Here is a 23,096-nt window from a genome sequence, read left to right as displayed (position 1 = left end):
TAATTTATGGATTCACGATACCATTCTGAATAGAGCAACTGGCATGTTTTTTTTATTGCACTATCTTATCTAGCTCTCAACAAGAGCATTTCGTTCCATAGCAGACTGCATCTTTACAGCACTCAACGCGACTTTGTGAGCTTTTGAGGCTTCACCATACCAATGAATTGCCGAGTTAAAAGCTGCTCGGTAAAGATCCTGGTATGCTTCAGATAATCGAGTTTGAATATCTAGAGGCAAGTCTTTATTCGACTTGTATAACATATTGTTATTTTTTGGTTCAGCTATTTATATAGGATAGAAATTCTAAGCAGTTTTTGACCCTATCCTAAGATAGAGCTTTTTATTGCCCACTGTTAGGAGAGAACCTTGGTAAATACCACAATTAAAACAACAAAATCACAAGAAGTCTTCGCCGCTGCTCAAAACCTCATGCCAGGAGGAGTCAGTTCTCCTGTTCGTGCCTTTAAATCTGTGGGCGGACAACCCATCGTTTTTGATCGTGTTAAGGGCGCATATATTTGGGATATAGATGGCAACCAATACATAGACTATGTAGGTACTTGGGGCCCAGCTATTTGCGGTCATGCTCATCCAGAAGTAATTGCAGCGTTGCATGAAGCTTTAGAAAAAGGTACCAGTTTCGGTGCTCCCTCAGTCCTAGAAAATGTTTTGGCAGAAATGGTCATTGATGCCGTTCCTAGCATCGAAATGGTCAGATTTGTCAACTCTGGAACTGAAGCCTGTATGGGAGTTTTGCGACTGATGCGGGCTTTTACAAAACGAGACAAAATCATCAAGTTTGAAGGGTGCTACCACGGACACGCCGATACTTTTCTAGTGAAGGCAGGTTCTGGTGTTGCGACACTTGGCTTGCCAGACTCACCAGGAGTTCCGAAAGCGGCAACTAGCACCACTCTAACCGCGCCTTTCAATGACCTAGAATCTGTCAAAGCGTTGTTTGAAGAAAACCGTGACGAGATTGCTGGCGTTATTCTTGAGCCAGTTGTTGGTAATGCTGGATTTATTGCACCTGACGCGGGTTTCCTAGAAGGATTACGCGAACTAACTCACGAGCATGGAGCGTTATTGGTATTTGATGAAGTGATGACAGGCTTCCGTATTGCTTACGGTGGCGCTCAAGAAAAATTTGGCGTTACTCCCGATTTAACAACCTTGGGTAAGGTGATTGGTGGTGGTTTGCCAGTAGGAGCTTATGGCGGTCGTCGAGATATTATGTCAATGGTTGCCCCGGCCGGCCCCGTATATCAAGCTGGGACTCTTTCTGGTAATCCTTTGGCAATGACTGCTGGTATTAAGACTTTAGAATTGCTGCAAAAACCAGGTACTTACGATTATCTTGAGCGGATTACTAAAAAGCTAGCAGATGGTTTGCTGCAAATTGCTAAAGAAACTGGTCATGCAGCTTGTGGCGGTCAAATCAGTGCGATGTTTGGCTTATTCTTTACCTCTGGCCCAGTTCATAACTACGAAGATGCGAAAAAGTCTGATACAGCTAAATTCGGACGCTTCCATCGGGGTATGTTAGAGCGTGGTATTTACTTAGCACCCTCTCAATTTGAAGCTGGGTTTACCTCTTTTGCTCACACTGAAGAAGACATTGAGCAGACTTTAGCGGTTGCACGGGATGTAATGTCTAGTCTGTAATGCAAACCTAGTCAAAGTAGGGGAGCAAATGCATCGCGGTGAGTCCAGCACAGTAGTACTCATACGTGTCAACTTAAGTTAAAACTCCTTTAAAACCTTGTTCCCAGTCGGAAACTGGGAACGAGATAATCTCTAAAAGCTTCTAGACTGGCTTTCACGTTAAGTTGACATCAATGCCTTGAAGACAGATATGGTTTGTCAAACCACTCATATTTGCTCTTGCGTGTCAATGGGTAAGTCATGCAATGTTCTTACAAAAAAACCGTCCAAAACTAGCATCTGAACGGAATTTTTTTGTATTAATATTTAATGCCAACCTAGTCTTCTACAGGTTGCACTGTTACCGAAAAACTACAAGTCAGGAGGTAAAATAACCTGATCAATTGCATGGATTACACCGTTGCTGCCTGTGATATCTGCCTGAGTAACTTTAGCATCATTGACAGTTACACCAGTAGCCGGATCAACTTTAACGTTGATTGCGCCGCCTTCAAGGCTTTTAACTTCACCAGATTTCAAATCAGTGGACAATACCTTACCAGACACTACATGGTAAGTTAAAATCTTGAGCAATACTTCTTTGTTGTCTGGTTTTAACAATTCTTGCAAAGCATCTTGTGGCAACTTAGCAAAAGCTGCATCAGTGGGTGCAAAAATAGTTAAGTTATCTTTGCCTTGCAAAGCCCCAGTCAACCCTGCTGCCTTTAAAGCCTTAGTTAAGGTGGTAAAAGAAGCATTTGACTCTGCCAACGCTAACAAGTTTTTACCTTGATTGTCAGTTGCCCCTGGTCCTGGTGGAGTTGTAGTAGGTGTCTCAGTGGGTTGAGTTTCCGGTGTACTACGTGGGGTGCGGGGTGTTGGTTCACTAGGTGTGGCACTACCGCCCCGGTTATAAGGAGGCTCGTTGAAAATACTTGGTCTGGGATTTGTTTTACCACTTTGCTGCGCTACTTGTTGGCGTTTGGTATTGCCTTTTTCTATTGGGGAAGCGTTTGCTTCAAGCCGTTGACCCTGATTATAAGGGGCTTCGTTGAAAATACTGGGGTTAGGATTTAGTGCGGATTTCGCGTCAGATGGTAAGGTAATGAGAAGGTTGAAACTAGTAAATCCTGCTATGCCTGCCAACGTGGTCAGCAATTTGCTGTAATTTGTCTTCATAAATTTTGTTTGTCTTTTTTGTCCACACATTACATAAAGATTTATAACATTTTGCTATGCACAAAATCTAACCGAAGAGGGAAGTAACATTATTCCTCCGAAGAGTTTGTATTGACGAGGTTAAATATATAACCACGACTCACGCTTAACAGATAAAATATACTTAGCATACATTTCATGTAAATTGAGCAGATTTTCTCCATCACACCAAAAGGAGTTAAAAATCCTGACATGGTATATCGTAAATTCTAAGAAAGTGGAAAAATCTCACATTTACAAGTTATGAATTATGACAAGCTTTGTTACAGAATATAATTAAAGTAAAATTTTATACGAATTTGTATATGATTTAATAGTTGCTAAAAAACCTGAATTATATATGTGACAGGGCTATGATGTCAAAACTCTCATTAATTTACTCAGCAAAAGTACACAAATTAAGTATTTAAATATTTCAAGTAGGCTAACCAGTTACGGAAATTAAAGTAACTGCTGAAGACTAAGACTTAGGGGTTCAATTGTTTGATGTATGCCAATTAAATTATTTAATTATTTGATAACTCAGAAAATAATATTTTTTCAATCGAGAATTTTTCCATAAACTCAGGTATAAGTTCAATCCTAATGTCAATTAGATAGATAATAAGCAACTAATGTTAAGAAAAATTACTTTAACTAAAGATACAATTGTAAAGTTAAGAAGTTGACCAGTTATAAGGTAGACAACATGTTGGAATTATACCAATGGGAACTATCTCAATACTCAGAGAAAGTGCGCCTAATTCTAGATTTTAAAGGACTAGATTACCGCAAAATAGAGGTTACACCTGGTATTGGACAAGTAGAACTGTTCCGGCTGACTGGTCAGAAACAAGTCCCAGTATTAAAGGATCGGAACAAGTATATTGCGGATTCTACGGAAATAGCTAAGTATTTAGACTTAGAATATCCCGATCGCCCGATAATACCGCAAGACCCTAAAAAACGGGGTTTAACTTTATTAATAGAAGAATGGGCTGATGAGTCCATAGGTATCAAAGGTCGCAAAGCACTATTTGCAGCCATAAGTCAAGATCAAAATTTCCGCAAGTCTTTATTACCCACCTCAACACCAGATATATTTAAAAGTCTGGTTGAAGGAGTACCTACTGACTTACTGACAGTGATGGGTTTTGGCGTAGGTTATAGTCCAGATGTGATAAAGTCAGCGATCGCATCCTTAAAACAAGACTTGGAAGCAGTAACGTTATTATTGGCAGATAGTCCTTATTTAACAGGAGATGAGCCAACTTTAGCTGACTTGGCAGTAGCTGGCTTATCGATATTGCTCAAGTTCCCCTCTGGCCCCTATCTGGATTTACCAGCTTCTATTAGAGGTAAAGGATTGCCAATTTTTGCAGAGAATATAGATTATGAACCATTCTTTACCTGGCGCGATCGCCTTTACGCCCAATTCCGTAAACCATTAATCAGTACCACTCCACCAACGGGAAGTGCGCCAACTTCAATTCAGATTGACTAAGTAATGGGGCATTAGGCATTGGGCATGGGGGAAAATAACTAATGACTAATGACTAATGACTAATAAAATGAATTCGGGACAGCCATTAGGTTCGGTTATTCAAGGTTCTCTAACTGAAGGTTTAGAAGTACGATTGCATCCTGACATTTCTGTGGAAGATATGCGGGTAGGTAAGTTCCTCGTTGTGCAAGGGATGCGATCGCGTTTTTTTTGTATGCTGACAGATGTAGCATTGGGGGCTGCTAATGCCCGAATTATTGCCAATCCCCCTAATTGGGAAGACACCTTTTTACGAGATGTTTTAGCCGGAAGTGGTACATACGGTACTATCAACCTCGCGCCGATGTTGATGTTCACTCCCGAATCTGAAGAATCTTTCTCCCCAACAAATGGCACGACAAATCCCTTCCTCCCATCAGTGACGGGTTTGGCTTCATTTGTGCCCCAAACCAGTACTACGATGGAATTGTTGCCTGTTAAAACTATTCCCAGCCACTTTAGCCAAGTTTACGAAGCAAGTGTTGACGATTTTCGCCGGGTATTTGGTTGGGAAGATGACCCCCAAAGGCGCAATTTTTCTATCGGCAAACCTTTAGATATGGATGTGCCAGTTTGCATCGATTTAAATCGCTTTGTGGAACGGAGTAATGGGGTTTTTGGGAAATCTGGTACTGGAAAATCCTTTCTAACACGGCTACTTTTAGCTGGGGTTATCCGTAAAAATGCGGCAGTAAACTTGATTTTTGATATGCACTCTGAGTATGGCTGGGAAGCTGTTGCAGAAGGGAAGAACGTAAATACTGTTAAGGGTTTAAAGCAACTTTTTCCCAGCAAGGTAGAAGTTTACACCCTTGACCCAGAATCGACAAAGCGCCGGGGTGTGCGTGATGCTCAAGAACTCTATCTGAGTTACGAGCAAATAGAGGTTGAAGATATTAAGTTATGTAGCCGAGATTTAGGACTCTCTGACGCAGCCTTAGATAACGCCAATATTTTATATAGCGAATTTGGCAAGTCTTGGATTGTCCAGTTGCTGAATATGACTAACGAAGAAATCGAGATGTTCTGCGACGAGAAGCGGGGACACAAAGGCTCGATTATGGCATTGCAGCGCAAACTATTACGGATGGATAGCTTGAAGTACATGCGAGCGGTTTGCCCCCAGAATTATATTAGTAAAATTGTCCAGTGCCTGGAATCTGGGAAGAATGTTGTGATAGAATTTGGTTCCCAGTCTAATATGCTCTCTTATATGTTGGTGACGAATATGATCACCCGACGTATTCACGAGCATTACGTCAAGAAAGCAGATAAATTCCTGCAAAGCAAAAACCCGAGCGATCGCCCGACACCATTGATGATTACCATTGAAGAGGCGCACCGTTTCCTTGACCCGGCTATCGTCCAAAGTACTATCTTTGGGACTATTGCCCGTGAATTGCGGAAGTATTTTGTCACACTTTTGGTAGTTGATCAACGCCCATCAGGAATAGATAATGAAGTTATGTCCCAGATTGGGACTCGCATTACCGCTTTGCTTAATGACGAAAAAGACATTGACGCGATTTTTACGGGTGTATCTGGTGGTAGCGGACTGCGATCGGTATTGGCAAAGTTAGACTCTAAGCAACAAGCTTTAATTTTGGGTCATGCCGTTCCGATGCCAGTAGTAGTACGTACCCGTCCTTACGACGCAACATTTTACGAACAAATTGGTGAACCAGCCTGGGAAGAAAAACCTGACGCAGAAGTATTTGCCGCTGCTGAACTCGCCAAAGCTGACCTGGGATTCTAAATAGTCATTTGTCATTGGTCATCAGTCATTAGTTATTGGTCAAATAATGAGTCATAACCAATGCCCCATGCCTAATGCCCAATACTTCGACTACGCTCAGTACAAGTGTACAATCCCCAATTCGTAACATCCCTCCATCCTCACAGCAAATTTAGTTCGGTTATCCGGCTAGTTTTTGGCAACAGAAGAGGAGTTTTTAGCGTCACTATAGATATAGTCAGTAATTTCAAGGAAGTTTAATTTTTTTTGCAAACGGGCAACTTTGAATTATAATTAGAAGCTTTATCTTAAGATACTTTACTATCTGCCTGATTTATCGTACTATAAAGCTAAGTGGAACTCATACCGACTTCGGATTTTCAGCCACTGTCAGTAACTGCCTAAAGAAGAATTCTCAAAAACAACCAGCGTGCTTATATAAAGATTGAAAATTTAGGAAAGGTAGGGGAACCTATCATTGGGGGCTTACCGTCTGGACAACGGCTGCATCAATTGATAATTACTTTTGATAGCTTCCGATATTTTGTGATAGATTTACTACCTTTTTCTAACCATTTTAGTAAGAAAATATACTTTGTGTTTACGGAGTAGAGGAAAACGCACCAATGCCTACTGTCAACACCCCAACGGAAAACCTCAATACCAAATTCACGGCTGATATGGTGCGAACCTATCTGCGGGAAATTGGTCGTGTACCACTGTTAACCCGTGAACAAGAGATTGTCTATGGGAAGCAGGTACAACAAATGATGAAGTTCATCGACGCCAAAGAAGCTTTGGCGAAGCAACTGCACCGCGAACCGAATATGTCAGAGTGGGCTGATCATGTTCAACAATCGGAAACCGAGGTGCAACAAACGGTGGCCCAAGGTAAACGGGCAAAGCAAAAAATGATCGAAGCGAATTTGCGCTTGGTTGTTGCTATTGCTAAAAAGTACCAAAAGCGGAATATGGAATTTCTGGATTTAATCCAGGAAGGAACGCTAGGATTAGAGCGGGGTGTGGAGAAATTTGACCCAATGAGGGGTTATAAGTTCTCAACTTACGCTTACTGGTGGATTCGCCAAGCGATTACCCGAGCGATCGCTCAACAAGGTCGCACCATCCGGTTACCGATCCATATCACCGAGAAACTGAATAAAATCAAGAAAGTGCAGCGCGAATTGGCTCAAACCTTGGGGCGATCGCCCACTCCAGCGGAAATTGCCAAAGAACTGGAATTAGAACCTGCTCAGATCCGCGAGTACCTGAACATGGCGCGTCAACCAGTGTCTTTGGATGTTAAGGTTGGCGATAACCAGGATACTGAGTTACAAGAAATGCTCGAAGATAGCGGCCCATCGCCAGAGTATTACACCAACCAGGAATTCTTGCGCCAAGACTTGAACAACCTGCTAGCAGAACTAACTCCACAACAGCGAGAAGTTTTAGCCCTACGCTTTGGTTTAGAAGATGGTAACGAAATGTCATTGGCGAAAGTTGGTGAGAGATTGAATCTCAGCCGTGAACGCGTCCGCCAGTTAGAGCATCAAGCTTTGGCTCATCTGCGTCGCCGTCGTGCCAATGTTAAAGAATACGTTGCTAGCTAAAACGAGAGACGCAAAATGCCGCGTCTCTACACCACCTTGGTGATGCGCCTCCTGAATTCAGGGGGCGATTTTTTTATGCTAATAACCAGGGAAAATATTTGGATTTCACATTTCACACTGTATTTATACGGTGATGCATCTGAGAAAATAGTGTCAGTAATTTTTATTTATTAAAAAGTAAAAAACAAAATGCCAAAAAACGATGTTAATTGAGAACCTTTAATTTCTGATTAACCTCACCCAATGGGATGAATCTATTGGATGAAGAATAAAGACTCTAACTGATGCTAATCTAAGATTGTTGAACTAAATTAAATAAAAACTTTAGTTTTTGACAGTTTTCTTTTTTGGACAATAGTAATATAAGTCGTTAACAAAGTCTTTGACAATTAAGACTTGGTTATGATTTAAGTAAGTTCTAGAGAACTTAGTTAGTTTTTTAACAGGAGAAGTAGGGTGCTTAACAACCTTCATCAGTTCTTATCTCCCCGTCAGTGGGGAATTTCCCTCGCGGGCTTAGGCTTACTTCTCGGTTTGGGCTGTATAGCCAAGCAAACTCAAGTAGTATCAGTTACAGATTCTCCATTATCATCGGCTCAGATTCAGAAAACCTCCGAAAACTCTCTTTTGTCGCAGCTAAGAAGAGTTAGAGAGCAGAGAAGTCAACTGAATGCAGCTTCTGGAGATAGAGGGCTTTTTGTCCATAAGAGCGGAAAAACATTACCTACAACCACAGCGTTGGTTCCAAGTTCTCAGGGAGCTACAAAAGGGGCAGAAGTTTTACCAAAAGCAGTTTTTCCTGTAAAAGATGGGGTTTACCTCTATGGTCAATCCCCAAAATCTAACCAGCTTGGTCAAGGTTACATCATATTTCAAAAGCAGCAGAATAAGGTAACGGGTGCATTGTATATGCCCCAATCAGAGTTTAATTGTTTTCAGGGTACACTCAACCCATCAGGAGAGTTGGCGATGACGGTTAATACTTCGTCAAATGAAGCCAGTTCTGCTCAGTCGAATCAGGTAGCTGCAAGCAATAGATTGCCTCAAGTCGGTGAAGATGAGTTAAACTCTTATGCTTACTCGGTGGCTTTGCAAGACTTTCATCGCTTAAATTCCATCACTGCTAGCGATCGCCGCGCATTGCAAATGTGCAAGTAATCTTCAAGTTAATACTCAATTCCGGGTTGCGCTTTAACGCCTTGATCGCGGAAAGGGTGCTTAACTAGGGTCATTTCCGTTACGAGGTCAGCACGCTCAATTAAAGCAGCTGGTGCGCCTCTACCTGTGAGAATAACATGCTTATTAGCTGGTTTTTGCGCCAAACCTGCTAAAACATCCTCTACTTCTAAGTAAGACATTTTGAGGGCAATATTAATTTCGTCTAACAACACCAGATGAAAGTCTGGGTTGCGGATGTATTCTAATGATTTTTCCCACGCGGCGCTAGCTTTATCAAGATCGCGATCGCGGTCTTGAGTTTCCCAGGTAAAGCCTTCGCCCATTGCATGAAATTCTATCTGGTCTTCCCAATAGCTGAAAACCCTTTTTTCTGAAGGTTCCCAGCTACCTTTGATGAATTGGACGATCGCAACTTTATACCCGTGACCAAGCGATCGTAACACCATCCCCAAAGCCGCAGTAGTTTTACCTTTACCATTACCAGTATTTACAATAATTAATCCTTTTTCTGGTACAGCTTGTGCTATGCGTTGATCCTGTACTTCCTTACGCCGCTGCATCTTTTTGCGATACTGTTCATCAGTCAGAGATGAAGACATTACTTCATCAATCAAGCGCCCAATCTCTTGGTCTTGGTTTAATTCTTGTGGTGTATCGTTTTTCATCAACCTTGTGTGCAAATAACTATTAAAACTTTCGAGAATGAACTGAAATTAAGTGTATTATCCAATTTTACTGAAATTACATAATTGGATATGTCCAGTAAGATTTTATAGGAAAATATTGATACCGTGTTAGTTTTTTTTTACATCATTGGCAGACAACTAAGTAAAACTCTATGATATACAAACTCAGCTTATAATTTGAGTTCAATATTGATATTTTAAATAATTTAATAGGTTTATTAAATCACTTTACTGATAAAATTCTGTCTTTTCCTTCGACAGGTCAGTTGGGTAAAAAAATTATCATTTATCACTTATTTAGAAAGTGACATTAATTTTACTAGGGGTACTTTTATATAAATTGAGTTACTAAAACAATATAATTACTCTCCCTCATCATCATCTGATTCATCATCTTCACTCCAATACTGTTGAGGTGCATTTCCGTGAACTTCTAAAATCTTTGGTTTTTTGATTTTATTATCAGGCGGATTAATTGCTTCTAACTGTACATCAAATTTCCAGTTATCACCAAAATCATAAAGATAGGTCATTTTAGCACCTGGTTCTAGAGATAAATCACCAATCTGCACTTGGTCGGCAAATGGAGGAGTTTCCAGGTACGGATGACCTATTTTGATAGTACGACCAAAACGATCTTTATAACTAAACTCATATAAGTGGTCGTAGTCAAAATCAAAAGCATCGAGAATTATTTCTGCTAGCCAGCCTAATGATTTCTTCGCTGGTATGGCAATGCGTCTCCAAACTTGAGAAATAGATACTTTAAAAATATAAATACCATCAATTAAGCCTTGCTTTGGAACAAATAAATTATGCTCCCATTCTGGAAAAAATGCTTGAAAATGTGACTGCAATTTTCCAAAAGTCACATTGACATCATCCTGCAATTCTCCTCGTATACCCAGTGGAAATAGTAATTGCAACAGAGCATCACCAAAGGGCAAGCGTTGTAAACTAGTAATGCGCCACCCCTTGCCTTCTTGTGGTTTCCCTTGTTTGATAGATAACAATCCAAATAACTCTAATAGAGCAACATTATGCAGACCAGGGTAATAACTAATATTGTGTTGATCATCATATTTAGGAAACTTTAAACCTTTATCTGGGATGCGGGGCCAAAGTTGAATACATCTAAATAAATTCCCGAATGAGTCTTGATGCTCACCCAAAATTTCGTTATTTCCCCAAATTAACCAAGCTTCTAATAAGTTGAAATAGCGTTCTGTTGAGTTGAGATTTGACCATGATTCTAAGGTAGCTGCGTCTAATACTAAAATTTGCTTCTTACCTTGGGATCTAATTTGGCCTATCCCAGAACTGCGTAATAACAAATATAGTCCATTAATGTAGGGGTATGATTTCTGTACAGGGCGTTTGAGTTTAATTTCAATTGGGTGACTTAACCGAGAATTAACTTCCGATAGTACTTTAAGCGGTAAAAGGTTATTAACACTACTAACTTCCACTCCATTTGGTTGCAAGAAATCTATCAAAGTTTGAAAATCATGCAGAATCGTACCGGGTTGATTTTCATCAATGCTGAGTTCTTGTAGAAGTTTTTGTTGTGACTCTGTTAGGGAAGGCAGTTCAGGATTGAGTGTGCGTTCTAGTCGTGCGAATAAATCTTCCATAGATAAAAATTCTAAATTCTAAATTCACCATTTACCCTTCCGTAAAATCCTGTTCTCTTTATACTATGACTTCAGCAGTTACGCTAAAAATATTGACTCGCCAAGTGTCATAGCAGGACTATCAACACCGTAAGCTTAATGTAATGTGAATAATAATATTTTCACCTTTTACTTGACAATTTCAGGAATTTGATATGAATAGTAACACTCGTCTACAGATGATTTTAACTGATACACGTATTAATACAGTATTACCTGCGATCGCTCAACTAAATTTACCTAACTGGTGGTTAGCTGGGGGTGCAGTCAGAAACACAGTTTGGTCTTCAATTTTTGGTAATGAGTGTGGGTTAGGTATTAAAGATTTTGATATTGCATTCTTTGATATGGAGGGGAACCGTTCTCAAGAACTAGCAGCAAAGGCGACTCTCACAGAACAATTTCCTCATGATCAGTTTGATGTTAAAAATCAAGCCAGTTTTGCTCGTTGGCGGCTTGGTAGCAGACCCTACACTAGTACAGAGGATGGCATCACAGATTGGCTGCACACTGCTACTGCTGTGGGAGTTCGGCTAGATACACAAGGCCAATGGCAATTTTTTATTCCCTATGGGTTAGATGACTTATTTGATGGCATTATTCGACCTACGCCAGCACATACTCATAACCTAGATGCCCACAATAAGGCTTCTGGGTTTTTACAGAAGTGTCCTTATCTGCGGTTAGCGTAAAAGTTACAGTCGGGCTGTAGACATTGGTTTTTGTTACAAGGTTAATTTATAACCCTTAGTTACGGGATCTCAATGTTAATAATTTTCTACGTACTGGGAATAATTAAAATAGAACCCCTTTGATGACAAGACCAGGGGTGATGCTAATTTTGTAACTTGATAGTCAAAAATCAATGCCAAATCGTACTGGATACCAAATCAACTCGACTCTCCACGAAGGAATCCAAACAATTATTTATCAAACACAAACCCCAAAGACGCAACAGCGAGTTATCCTCAAGTTGCTTAAAAATGAATACCCTACCCTCGAAGCCTTTACTCGCCTTAAAAATGAGTATCAAATTCAGCAAACTTTAGACCATCCCAATATAGTTAAAGCCATTAGTTTGGAAACCTTTGATAATCGTGTAGGACTGTTGTTAGAAGACTTTGGTGGTCAATCTTTAGATCAACTTCTACAGACAGAAAAACTTGACTTAATTAAGTATTTAAACATTGCTATTCAACTGACCAAAGCTCTAGATTATTTGCATAAACACCAGATTATTCATAAAGATATTAAACCTAGTAACGTCATCATTAACTCCCAGACAGGTATTGTTAAACTCACTGACTTTGGTATAGCCTCCCGCCTCAATAAAGAAAATCCTCAGTTTACTAATCCTAACTGCGTTGAAGGCACACTTGCCTATATGTCTCCTGAACAAACTGGGAGAATGAATCGCATTCTCGATTATCGCACTGACTTTTATTCACTTGGTGTGACTTTGTATGAAATGCTCACTAAGAAAACACCATTTTTTAGCCAAGACACCCTAGAAATAGTTTATAGTCACATTGCTGTTCAACCAATAAAACCGCAGACATTAAATCCAAAAATTCCTGCCGTCGTCTCAGAAATTGTCATGAAGTTGATGGCGAAAAATGCGGAAGACAGATATCAAAGTTCCACAGGATTATTAGCAGACTTAGAACTATGTCTCAACCAGTTAGAAACTAAGGGTACAATTAATGATTTTGTTCCAGGTCGTTTAGATATCTTAAGCCAGTTATTAATCCCACAAAAATTATATGGTCGTGAAGAACAAGTTAATGAACTCTTAGCCGCATTTGAGCGCGTTACATCTGGAACTAGTGAAATGATGCTAGTCTCTGGTTATTCTGGTATTGGCAAATCAGTTCTAGTCAACGAAGTTAATAAACCCATTACTCGCAGACAAGGTTACTTTATTTCTGGTAAATTTGATCAATTAAAGCGAAATATCCCTTATGCTTCTTTAATTCAAGCTTTTGCTTATTTAATGCGGTATTTGCTGACTGAAAATAATGAAAAAATAGAAAAATGGCGGAATAAAATTCTATCAGCTTTAGGAACAAATGGAAAAGTTATTACTGAGGTAATTGCAGAAGTAGAGCTAATCATTGGTACACAGCCTGAAATTGCCCAAATTGGTGCAACGGAATCACAAAATCGCTTCAACCGTGTTTTTAAAGAATTTATCCAAGTTTTTACCCAAAAAGAACATCCTTTAGTCATATTTTTAGATGATTTACAATGGGCAGATTCAGCTACCTTGAATTTAATTCAACTGCTCATAACTGATACAGACAGCAAATATCTGTTATTTATTGGGGCATATAGAGATAATGAAGTTAGTCCGGCACATCCTTTAATCCAAAAAATAGAAGAAATTAAAAATAGTGGCACAGTTGTCAATAATATTGTCTTGCAACCTTTAAATTTAGGGAATGTGACTCAGTTAGTTGCAGAAACTCTACAGGACACAGAAGTTAATTATGATTCCGAAAACAGAGTATTAGACAATCAAATTATCCAACTAGCTGAATTAATTTCTAACAAAACAGGTGGCAACCCATTTTTTGTAACACAACTAATTCAAGCACTTCATCAAGAAAAAGTTTTAACATTTGATTTCATTAATGCTAAATGGCAGTGGAGTCTAGAAGATATCCAATCAATTGGAATTACCGATAAAAATGTAGTTGAATTAGTTGCAAGCCGAGTTCAAAAACTACCAAAGTTTACCCAAGATGTTTTGAAATTAGCAGCTTGTGTGGGTGATAGATTTAGTCTGGATGTTTTATCGATAGTCAATGAAAAATCAGCTTCATTGACCGCAAATGATTTACACTCGGCTTTGCAAGCGGGATTAATCTTGCCTTTAAGTGAAGCTTACCGTATTCCTTTAGTTTTTAATCAAGAAGAAGCGGTTAATTTCAATTTCGATACCTCACGTGTGGGTTACAAGTTCTTACATGACAGAGTACAACAAGCAGCATATTCTTTGATTCCAGAAGAACAAAAGAAGTCGACTCACTTGAAGATTGGGCAATTGCTTCTCCATAATATACCTAAGGAGGAAATAGAATGTAACATTTTTGATATCGTCAATCAGTTGAATGTAGGTATTGTTAACCTGATAGAGCAATCTGAAAAAACTGAATTGGCGCAATTAAATTTAATTGCAGGAAGAAAAGCTAAAGCTTCTACAGCTTACGAAGTGGCTCTTAAATACTTCACAAATGGGATAGAACTTTTAAATATAGACGCTTGGCAAACTGAATATACCCTAACCATAGGTTTATATGAAGGAGCGGCAGAGGCAGCCTATCTGGGAGGTAATTTTGAGCAGATGCAACAATGGTCTGAGGTGGTGCAGCAAGAAGCCAAAATCCTTTTAGATAAAGTGAAAGTCTATGAAGTACAGATTATCGCTTCTATCATTCAAAGCAAACAACTGGAAGCTATCAAAATAGCAGTATCAATTTTGAAATTGTTAGGAATAAGTTTTCCAAGTGAACCAACATCATTTGATATTCAGCAGGGGATGGATGAAATCGCTGCTTCTTTGAAAGGGAAAGCCATTGCAGATTTAATTGACTTACCATTAATGACCGATCCTAACAAGATTGCAGCCATGAGAATCTTAATGGGAGTTCTTCCTGCGGCTTTTCAAACTGCTCCTGCAATGATGCCAATTATTGTCTGTAAAATGGTCAATTTGTCCTCAATGTATGGCAATACGGCTGTATCTGCCTATGGTTATAGCCTTTATGGATTGCTCCTTTGTGGAGTTCAAGGAGAAATTGATTCTGGCTATGAATTTGGTAAATTAGCTTCACGTCTGGTGTCACAATTTAATGCTGAAGAACTCAAGGCTAAGATTTTAACGGTTGTTAGCGCTCATGTTATGCATTGGAAAGAGCATGTTAGGGAAACATTAATAACATCAATAGCAGGATATTCTAGTGGTCTAGAAACTGGAGATTTAGAATATGCTGGTTATTGTGGTTACATTTATCCTTATCATTCATTTTGGCTGGGTAAGGAACTTTGGGTTCTAGAAAAAGAACTGATAGCTTATTGTGAATCGCTGAAAAAAATCAATCAACAAGTAGCTTTAACTTGGAACTTAGTATATTTGCAAACAGTGTTGAATTTGAAAGGAAATTTTGAAAAGGTAGACTGTTTAATTGGAGAAGCCTACGACGAGCAAAGGATGCTACCAATTCATCAGCAAGTAAATGACCTTTACACAATTAACCATCTATTTGTTAATAAACTAATGCTTTCTTACATATTTGGAGAGTATTTTAAGGCTGTAGAAAATGCTGCGATCGCAGAGAAATCTTTAGGTGGTGTTACAGGATTGTTTGTTGTTCCATTGTTCTATTTTTACGATTCTTTAGCCCACCTGGCAATTTATCATACTGCTCAAGAGTCTGAGAAGCAAACTATTCTAGAAAAAATCCAAGCTAATCAGCAAAAGATGGAACTCTGGGCTACTCATGCTCCCACGAATCACTTACACAGATTTTATCTCGTGGAGGCAGAACGGTATCAGGTTTTAGGTCAAAAGCTGGAAGCGATGGACTACTATGAGAACTCTATTACTAAATCTCAAGAAAACGGTTTTCTTCAAGAAGAAGCTTTAGCTTATGAGTTAGCAGGAAAATTTTATCAGTCTCTAGGTAAAGAGTTAATTCATCAAACTTATATAACTAAAGCCTATTATGCCTATATTCGTTGGGGTGCGATCGCTAAAGTTAAATACTTAGAATCAAAGTATGTTTTTCTAGTAGGACAAACTAATACGATAGAAACTACTACTTCAAAAATAGATACAATTCACCTTACCACTACCACGACTACTAATAGCAGTTTGAGTGATTTTTTGGATTTTAATGCATTCATCAAGTTTTCGCAAGCGATTACCAATGAAATTATTTTAGAAAATTTGTTGAGCAAGCTAATCAAAATTTTACTAGAAAATGCTGCTGCACAAAAAGCAGTACTACTTCTACTTAAAGATAATCAACTATATATCGAAGCTTCTGGAAATCTTACTGAAGATGTAGTGACAGTTTTACGCTCTATTCCTGTTGAAACCTATCAGGATTTACCGCTATCTGTAATTAATTACGTTTTTCGAACTCAGCAATATCTTGTATTAAATGATGCAATAGCTACAGAACCTTTTAACCTTGATATTTATATTCAAAAATCTAAAATAAAATCAATCTTTTGCTTGCCCATTATTTACCAATCACAGCTTACAGGTATTATTTATTTAGAAAATCAGATATCATCAGGAGCTTTTGTCCCAGAAAGGGTAGAGGTATTAAAAGTCTTGGTTTCTCAAATGGCTATTGCCATACAAAATGCCCGATTGTACACAAGAGAACAAGACAAATCTAGAGAATTAGAACAGTTAATAAAAGATTTCCAAGAGGCACAACTACAACTTATCCAAAGTGAAAAAATGTCTTCTTTGGGTAATTTAGTTGCAGGTGTAGCACACGAAATAAACAATCCAGTTGGTTTTATTGCAGGTAGTATAGTCCAAGCAAAAGATACTGTTAAAGATTTAATAGGGCATCTGCAACTGTACCGAGAAAAGTTCCCAAATCCTGGTGCTGAAATTGAAGAAAAAGCCGAAGAAATAGATATAGATTTCCTGCTAGAAGATTTACCAAAAATGATTGATGGTATGACAGTAGGGACACAGCGCATTCGTAACATTAGTACTTCCCTTCGTACTTTTTCACGGGCTGATACTACCTCTAAAGTATTAGCTAATATCCATGAAGGTATTGATAGTACTTTATTGATTTTACAGCATCGCCTAAAGGCTGATCATAATCGTCCGGCAATTCAAATCATTAAGCAGTACGGAAATATCCCACTAGTCAAATGTTATTTAGGACAATTGAATCAGGTGTTTATGAATGTTATTGCAAATGCAATTGATGCTTTAGAAGAAGCAAATATTGGTCGTAGTTTTATAGAAATTCAAGACAATCACCCTAATACTATTATTATCTTCACTAAGATAGATGAAGATAATAATCTGATAATTAAGATTCAAGATAATGCTAAGGGGATGTCAGAAGAGGTTAAAGCCTGTATATTTGAAAATTTATTTACTACTAAATGTGTAGGAAAAGGTACAGGATTAGGATTATCTATTAGTCGCCAAATTATAGTAGAAAATCACGGTGGAAGTTTGATTTGTGAATCAGTGTTGGGACAAGGAACAGAATTTATAATTTCTATTCCCGTTTTGGGAGAATAATTTCTCATGCTAGAGACGCATTAGCAAAGCTATATCCGCAGATACGCGACTTTTCAAATAAGTCGTGTATTTTTCATATCACAAATGTTTAAATATTGCTATAGTAATTCTATTTTATTTGTAAGAAAAGGTTATTTACTTTTTCATAAAACTATGCAAATGATAACTTTAATTACTTAATCAAATCAACACAAATACAGTGATAATTAATACTCAGAATTTCATCATTCATCTGTTATAAATAATTACATACATCAAATCTTGTACTATTTTTCTTGTTTACTAGTAAATTAATTTACTAGCTGATATCAAAGTAAGCTCTCGCTAAATTCCCAATAATTTTAGCCAAGTTTTTATGAGCTAACAAGTCCCGCAAAAACTTGAGTTTACAGCAAGTACAAGATACGAAAATTATAAAAATTAAGGTGGTCATCCTGTGGAAAAGAGAAGAGAAAGTGGGCGAATAGTTCCAAAGGCTATCTCGTTTTTGTTAAATCGTATAACTTTGATTGTGCTTGCAGTCACTCTTGTGCTGTTTATTGGAGGTAAGTTTGAACTAGCAAGTGCATCTCAACCTAACGCAGAATTAGAAATTCAAAAATTAACATCTTGTTACGCGTTAGGAACTGATGCTATTGGTAGAGGAAATCTCCTAGAGGGAAAGAATATTTATCGGGATTGTTTTACTCAAGATGCAGTCCTCACTGCCATTTTTCCTGATGGGGCGAGTGAAACACGTTTTGGAACAGATTCTTGGGCAGATTTTGTCTATTCAGTATTCGAAGGAAATGGTTATACAGCTACCCAACACTTGATAGGTACGATAAATATTTCAGTTCAAAATAATCAAGCAACGATGACCTCTTACCTCCATGCAACTCACAAACGTTCGGAAACCAGCATTGATGTTGCTAATGGTACTTATGAAGATGAAGTTATCAATAAAAATGGGCGCTGGAAAATTCGTAAACGTACTCTCAAACTCATCGATTTCTTGAATCTTAGTTCCCCAACTACTGCTTCCTCAAGCACTAATGCCCGAAGCACTAATTCCTCAAGTACTTTGGTAATACCAAATATACCTCGCTTAAAGTAGTAATCGTTTAGAGATGAGATTTGGATAAGTATTCTTCATTTCTCTTATGGGAAAAAGCTAAGGGGTGAATATTTTAATTCATCCCTTTTTGCTTTGCCACTTAACCGAACTATTGTGTAAGAAAAAACACAGTTTTGCATTCAATAATTTCGTGAAATAAATATCCTAATCTCAGCGTTAGTAAAGCTGCAAAATCAATCTTTATTCTGTTTGATGCGTGAGTAAAGAAGTTCGCGTAGGCGTAGCCCGTCGTAGACATCGCTCCGAGGATTTACAATTAAGCATGGACTGTTACCGCCACTTCCATTACTTACAATAACGACAGTAATGCCGGATTTTGGACAAACTCCTAAACAACTGGTGCTAACCACCCGAAATTTACCCCATAATCCCTCAAGTTTCAGACGAGATTTCAACCAATTCTCTAAGTCTTCGGAAGCCGTTGAGCCTGATTGCTCGTTTGCACATTGGGAACATACAAGCACTAAACCAGACTCCCATCGAGGTGAAACACTGGGAATAGAAGTGTCTAACGGGCGAGAATTTATTAAGGGTGATGGTTGCTGAGGAGTGGATGCAAAACTCTTGAAGATACGTTGGAGCAATCTCTTAATACGCTGGATCAGTTTTTTCATGGATGATCCGATTTATTTCTCTGAACAACTTAAAAAGACCTCTCCCTGGTTTTACGATGTAAAACCGTCCCTCTCCGAGTCGGAGAGGGATAGACTTGAACTTTAGTTCAAGGTAGGGAGAGGTTTGTTGAACAGGATAGTGGTAATTTCCGGTTTAATCTGTTCTGCTAGATCATCTCGTTCCAACAAGAATCAGCGTTTTTGAGCAATTTGCTGCAAGTATGCAATTAGCTGTTCTCCTGCGGTGTCAATATGTCGTTTCAGTAACCTGACAGCAGTTTTTGTATCCTGCTTTTGACAAGCATCTAGGAGTTGATAGTGTTCTTTTTGCGATCGCTCTTGATAATCCATCTGTGCTAATTGTACCCGGACATAGCGATCGCAATTAACGTGTAAAGTTTTGATCATCGCCAGCAACCGGGGACGTTCAGCAGTGGCGTACAGTGTCGCATGAAATTCCCAGTTGAGTTTTGCCAACACACCTGCATCAGTTGCTTGATCTGTAGCTTCCAAAATCACAGCAGCTTTTTCTATATCTGTTTCTCTGAACTTAGGTATTGCCAACTGCATCGCTTTCACTTCTAAGGCGCTACGAATCTCACAGATTTCTTGCGCCTCTTGTGCTGTCAACACCGATACGATCGCACCACGATTTAGATGCAGTGTCACCAATCCTTCTGCTTCTAGCTGCTTGAGGGCTTCGCGCACGGGAATGCGGCTAACGCCAAACTGAGTGGCGATTTCATCCTGTCTCAAGGATTGTCCTTCCTGAAAAATGCCGCGCAGAATCGCTTCCCGCAAAGCATCGGCAATTAAATCTGGGGTACTGCGTTGTTGTTGCAGCACATTGGCTGCTAAGTCATTTAAGTTCATATTGAATATTGTATACAAAATCCAAAAAATTGTATACAATATCCAAAGTAAGTTTTTGAAACATCCCTTCAATACCACGGGAGACAGTTATGAGCATCGCATCTCAACCAGACCGAGTTATCATCTTCGACACCACCCTACGGGATGGCGAACAGTCACCGGGCGCAACCCTCAATGTAGAAGAGAAATTAGCGATCGCTCATCAACTAGCTCTCCTTGGTGTCGATGTGATTGAAGCCGGTTTTGCCGTTGCTAGTCCGGGAGATTTTCAAGCTGTTAAAAGCATTGCTGAACAAGTCGGAATACCTGGTGGGCCAATCATTTGCAGTTTAGCTAGAGCCATTCGCCAGGATATTCACGCCGCCGCCGAAGCTTTGAAAGGTGCGGCTCGTCCGAGAATCCACACGATGATTTCTACCTCTGATATTCACCTGCAATATCAGTTGAAAAAGTCTCGTAGCGAAGTATTAGCGATCGCATCAGAAATGGTTGCCTATGCTAAGTCCTTTGTAGACGATGTAGAATTTTCACCAATGGATGCGAGTCGCACTGAACCAGAGTTTCTGTATCAAGTTTTGGAGGCGGCGATCGCAGCAGGTGCGACTACAATCAACATCCCTGATACCGTTGGTTACTGCACACCCAAAGAAATCGGAAATCTGATTCAGGGAATTCGAAAACATGTTTCTAATATCGATGGAGTGATTCTTTCCATTCACACCCAAAATGATTTGGGTTTGGCGACAGCTAACGCTTTGGCAGCAATTGAATATGGTGTGCGTCAGGTGGAGTGTACCATTAATGGCATTGGGGAACGAGCAGGCAATGCAGCCTTAGAAGAGATTGTCATGGCGTTGCAGGTTCGCAAACCCTTTTTCAATCCTTACTTTAATCGTCCGGTTGATGCCGATACACCCCTGACTAATATCAAGACTCAGGAGATTTATAAAACCTCATCCTTGGTTTCTCAATTAACTGGAATGTTGATTCAACCCAATAAAGCGATCGTGGGAGCAAACGCTTTCGCCCATGAGTCTGGTATTCACCAAGATGGGATCATCAAGCACCGCCAGACTTATGAAATTATGGAAGCTGCTGCGATCGGTTTGCCAGAAAATCGCATTGTTTTGGGCAAGCACTCTGGACGAAATGCTTTCCGTACAAGGCTGAAGGAATTGGGGTTTGAACTGAATGAAGCAGACTTGAATAAAGCCTTCAATCGGTTCAAAGAAGTCGCCGATAAGAAAAAAGAAATCTCAGATTGGGATTTAGAAGCGATCGTTCGAGATGAGACGCAGATTCAAATAGAAAGTTGCTTCCAAATCGAACACGTCCAGGTAATCTGCGGTGACTGTACTTGTCCAACTGCAACCATCACAATTGTCACTCCTGAGGGCAAAATTCTCACAGATGCGAGTGTAGGCACAGGCCCAGTGGATGCGGTGTATCAAGCAATCAATCGATTGGTGCAGATTCCCAATCAACTAATTGAATTTTCCGTCCAATCTGTGACTGGAGGAATTGATGCACTGGGAACTGTCACAGTTCGTTTGAAGCATCAAGAGCGGATATTCTCTGGACAAGCATCTGATACTGATATTGTAGTAGCCGCAGCTTATGCTCATGTAAATGCCCTGAATCGTCTCTATCGTTACTTGCAAAACCAAACTGATAAATCCCATTTGCATGAGACAGACTCTGCTGTTGTATCTAGGTAGATTAGATTAATCAGGTAATTATAATCTGTCGGATAGTAGTTGGGCAATTTGTTGATTAATAATTGCAACATCAAAACGCCGACTAGCAGTAGTCCTAGCATTATTGGCTATAGTTGCAGTTATTTCCGTCTCCTGGAGACAGGTGATAATTACTTGTGCAAGTTCTTGGGATTCTCCTGGTGTCACTAAAAAACCATTAAGTCCATGTTCTACTAATTCCATTACACCTCCAGCTTTTGCTGCAACTACAGGTTTTCCACATAGCATCGCCTCTACAATCACTCGACCAAAAGGTTCTGGGGCAGTAGAGGTATGTGCTACCAAGTCACAAGCTGACATTAACTGGGGAATATCAGAACGAAATCCTAAAAATTTAACGCGGTTTTCTAGTCCCAGTTCAGCAACTTGTTGGTGTAACTTTTGGACGTAATCTTGTTCACCAAACAGTGCATCACCCACTAAAATTGCTATCACCTCTGGCGGACATTTGGCTAGGGCATCAATTAAGATATGCTGCCCTTTCCAAGGTGCAAGACGGCTAAAGTGTCCGACTACAAATTTTCCTTCTAACCCTAACTGTTGCTGTAATTTATTAATGTCAGACTCATCAGGTTGATAAATTTTTGGGTCAAAGCCGTTATAGACAACTTCAACTATATTTCGGTCTCCTCCCGCTTGTAAAAAGGCGGTTTTACTAGCTTGTGAATTAGCAATTACTAATGAGGCAAAACGATTAGCTAGGTTAATAGCAACATGAAGATTAGTTTGACTGAAATGTTCTGTGGAAAGAATATCATGTAAATGATAAACCAGAGGGCGACGGCTGAAAAAACTTGCTAATGCTCCTACAACTAATGCTTTTTGGGTATTGGCATAGATTAAATCGTATTCACGGGCTTTTTTAACTATCTTAGTAATCAAAGGTGCAAGTTGTCCTAGACTCTTGAATCCTTGTAGCAAACTGCTTTCTTTGCGAACTTGGATTGCTTGAGTTGCGAGAACTTCCACGGGGATATGATTTTGTTGTAGTAAATCTTTAAATGAACCATCTGCAAATAAACCTACCAAAGCGCGATCGCCATAAGGTTTAGCAATATCTATTAAACATAATTCGGCACCGCCTGGTTTACCACTTTGGTCTAAGAAAAGAATTCTCATAAAACCTCTATTTTAGCTAGTTTTGACGCGCGTAGTGCCCTTAATATCTATTACATG

At 39.3% G+C, this 23,096-nt stretch carries 16 protein-coding genes; 9 read left to right on the top strand and 7 right to left on the bottom strand.

All coding sequences use genetic code 11. The features are described 5' to 3' along the window. Window positions 1-69: 69 nt before the first annotated feature. A complete protein-coding gene (locus tag H6G92_RS17220; protein WP_190894859.1) occupies window positions 70-264 on the bottom strand; it encodes a ChaB family protein in 195 nt (64 codons plus the stop codon). A 105-nt stretch (window positions 265-369) separates the two neighbouring features. Between H6G92_RS17220 and hemL the strand changes: the two genes are divergently transcribed. After that, the gene (gene hemL, locus H6G92_RS17215) at window positions 370-1,668 is read left to right on the top strand and encodes a glutamate-1-semialdehyde 2,1-aminomutase (protein ID WP_190894858.1); all 1,299 of its coding nucleotides are present in this window, start codon (window positions 370-372) and stop codon (window positions 1,666-1,668) included. Between the two features lie 351 nt (window positions 1,669-2,019). Here the strand turns inward: hemL and H6G92_RS17210 are convergent, their stop codons facing one another. Next, window positions 2,020-2,826: a fasciclin domain-containing protein gene (locus H6G92_RS17210; RefSeq protein ID WP_190894857.1), complete on the bottom strand. Its 807-nt coding sequence runs from the start codon at window positions 2,824-2,826 to the stop codon at window positions 2,020-2,022. Between the two features lie 727 nt (window positions 2,827-3,553). Here H6G92_RS17210 and H6G92_RS17205 point away from each other — a divergent pair. The 4 genes from H6G92_RS17205 to H6G92_RS17190 all read left to right on the top strand — a co-directional run bounded on the left by H6G92_RS17205 (window position 3,554) and on the right by H6G92_RS17190 (window position 8,890). Beyond that, a complete protein-coding gene (locus tag H6G92_RS17205; RefSeq protein ID WP_190894856.1) occupies window positions 3,554-4,348 on the top strand; it encodes a glutathione S-transferase in 795 nt (264 codons plus the stop codon). Between the two features lie 67 nt (window positions 4,349-4,415). Continuing rightward, window positions 4,416-6,143: a helicase HerA domain-containing protein gene (locus H6G92_RS17200; RefSeq protein WP_190894912.1), complete on the top strand. Its 1,728-nt coding sequence runs from the start codon at window positions 4,416-4,418 to the stop codon at window positions 6,141-6,143. A 605-nt stretch (window positions 6,144-6,748) separates the two neighbouring features. Then, window positions 6,749-7,732 (top strand): RNA polymerase sigma factor, RpoD/SigA family, encoded by a 984-nt coding sequence (locus tag H6G92_RS17195; protein ID WP_190894855.1) that lies wholly within the window; start codon window positions 6,749-6,751, stop codon window positions 7,730-7,732. A 456-nt stretch (window positions 7,733-8,188) separates the two neighbouring features. Then, entirely contained in the window at window positions 8,189-8,890 is a 702-nt protein-coding gene (locus H6G92_RS17190) for a hypothetical protein (protein WP_190894854.1), read from the top strand. A gap of 8 nt (window positions 8,891-8,898) precedes the next feature. Here the strand turns inward: H6G92_RS17190 and cobO are convergent, their stop codons facing one another. Together cobO and H6G92_RS17180 are read right to left on the bottom strand one after the other, a co-directional pair. Continuing rightward, window positions 8,899-9,576 carry a cob(I)yrinic acid a,c-diamide adenosyltransferase gene (gene cobO / locus H6G92_RS17185; protein ID WP_190894853.1) on the bottom strand — a complete coding sequence of 226 codons (678 nt, stop codon included), beginning with the start codon at window positions 9,574-9,576 and terminating at the stop codon, window positions 8,899-8,901. A gap of 383 nt (window positions 9,577-9,959) precedes the next feature. Further along, window positions 9,960-11,231, bottom strand: a complete 1,272-nt coding sequence (locus H6G92_RS17180; protein WP_190894852.1) for a plasmid pRiA4b ORF-3 family protein — start codon at window positions 11,229-11,231, stop codon at window positions 9,960-9,962. A gap of 194 nt (window positions 11,232-11,425) precedes the next feature. Between H6G92_RS17180 and H6G92_RS17175 the strand changes: the two genes are divergently transcribed. From H6G92_RS17175 to H6G92_RS17165, 3 genes are all read left to right on the top strand, one after another. Then, on the top strand, window positions 11,426-11,962 hold the full coding sequence (locus H6G92_RS17175; protein ID WP_190894851.1) for a nucleotidyltransferase family protein: 537 nt from the start codon (window positions 11,426-11,428) through the stop codon (window positions 11,960-11,962). Window positions 11,963-12,135: 173 nt separating this feature from the next. Further along, on the top strand, window positions 12,136-17,559 hold the full coding sequence (locus H6G92_RS17170) for a trifunctional serine/threonine-protein kinase/ATP-binding protein/sensor histidine kinase (RefSeq protein WP_190894850.1): 5,424 nt from the start codon (window positions 12,136-12,138) through the stop codon (window positions 17,557-17,559). A gap of 436 nt (window positions 17,560-17,995) precedes the next feature. Then, on the top strand, window positions 17,996-18,655 hold the full coding sequence (locus H6G92_RS17165) for a nuclear transport factor 2 family protein (RefSeq protein WP_190894849.1): 660 nt from the start codon (window positions 17,996-17,998) through the stop codon (window positions 18,653-18,655). A gap of 194 nt (window positions 18,656-18,849) precedes the next feature. On the opposite strand, the gene H6G92_RS17160 is transcribed toward H6G92_RS17165, so the two are convergent. Both H6G92_RS17160 and H6G92_RS17155 read right to left on the bottom strand, forming a co-directional pair. Beyond that, window positions 18,850-19,290 (bottom strand): (2Fe-2S) ferredoxin domain-containing protein, encoded by a 441-nt coding sequence (locus H6G92_RS17160; RefSeq protein WP_190894848.1) that lies wholly within the window; start codon window positions 19,288-19,290, stop codon window positions 18,850-18,852. A gap of 192 nt (window positions 19,291-19,482) precedes the next feature. Beyond that, window positions 19,483-20,163: a GntR family transcriptional regulator gene (locus H6G92_RS17155; protein ID WP_190894847.1), complete on the bottom strand. Its 681-nt coding sequence runs from the start codon at window positions 20,161-20,163 to the stop codon at window positions 19,483-19,485. An 89-nt stretch (window positions 20,164-20,252) separates the two neighbouring features. Between H6G92_RS17155 and H6G92_RS17150 the strand changes: the two genes are divergently transcribed. Beyond that, the gene (locus tag H6G92_RS17150; RefSeq protein ID WP_190894846.1) at window positions 20,253-21,881 is read left to right on the top strand and encodes a 2-isopropylmalate synthase; all 1,629 of its coding nucleotides are present in this window, start codon (window positions 20,253-20,255) and stop codon (window positions 21,879-21,881) included. An 18-nt stretch (window positions 21,882-21,899) separates the two neighbouring features. Here the strand turns inward: H6G92_RS17150 and H6G92_RS17145 are convergent, their stop codons facing one another. Beyond that, window positions 21,900-23,039 (bottom strand): glycosyltransferase family 4 protein, encoded by a 1,140-nt coding sequence (locus H6G92_RS17145; RefSeq protein WP_190894845.1) that lies wholly within the window; start codon window positions 23,037-23,039, stop codon window positions 21,900-21,902. Window positions 23,040-23,096: the final 57 nt, after the last annotated feature.

It is taken from the genome of Nostoc foliaceum FACHB-393 (assembly GCF_014698505.1).
In the GTDB taxonomy this organism is placed as follows: domain Bacteria; phylum Cyanobacteriota; class Cyanobacteriia; order Cyanobacteriales; family Nostocaceae; genus Nostoc; species Nostoc foliaceum_A.
Note: the sequence above shows the minus strand (reverse complement) of the source record. Positions and strands in the feature narration are given on the sequence as shown.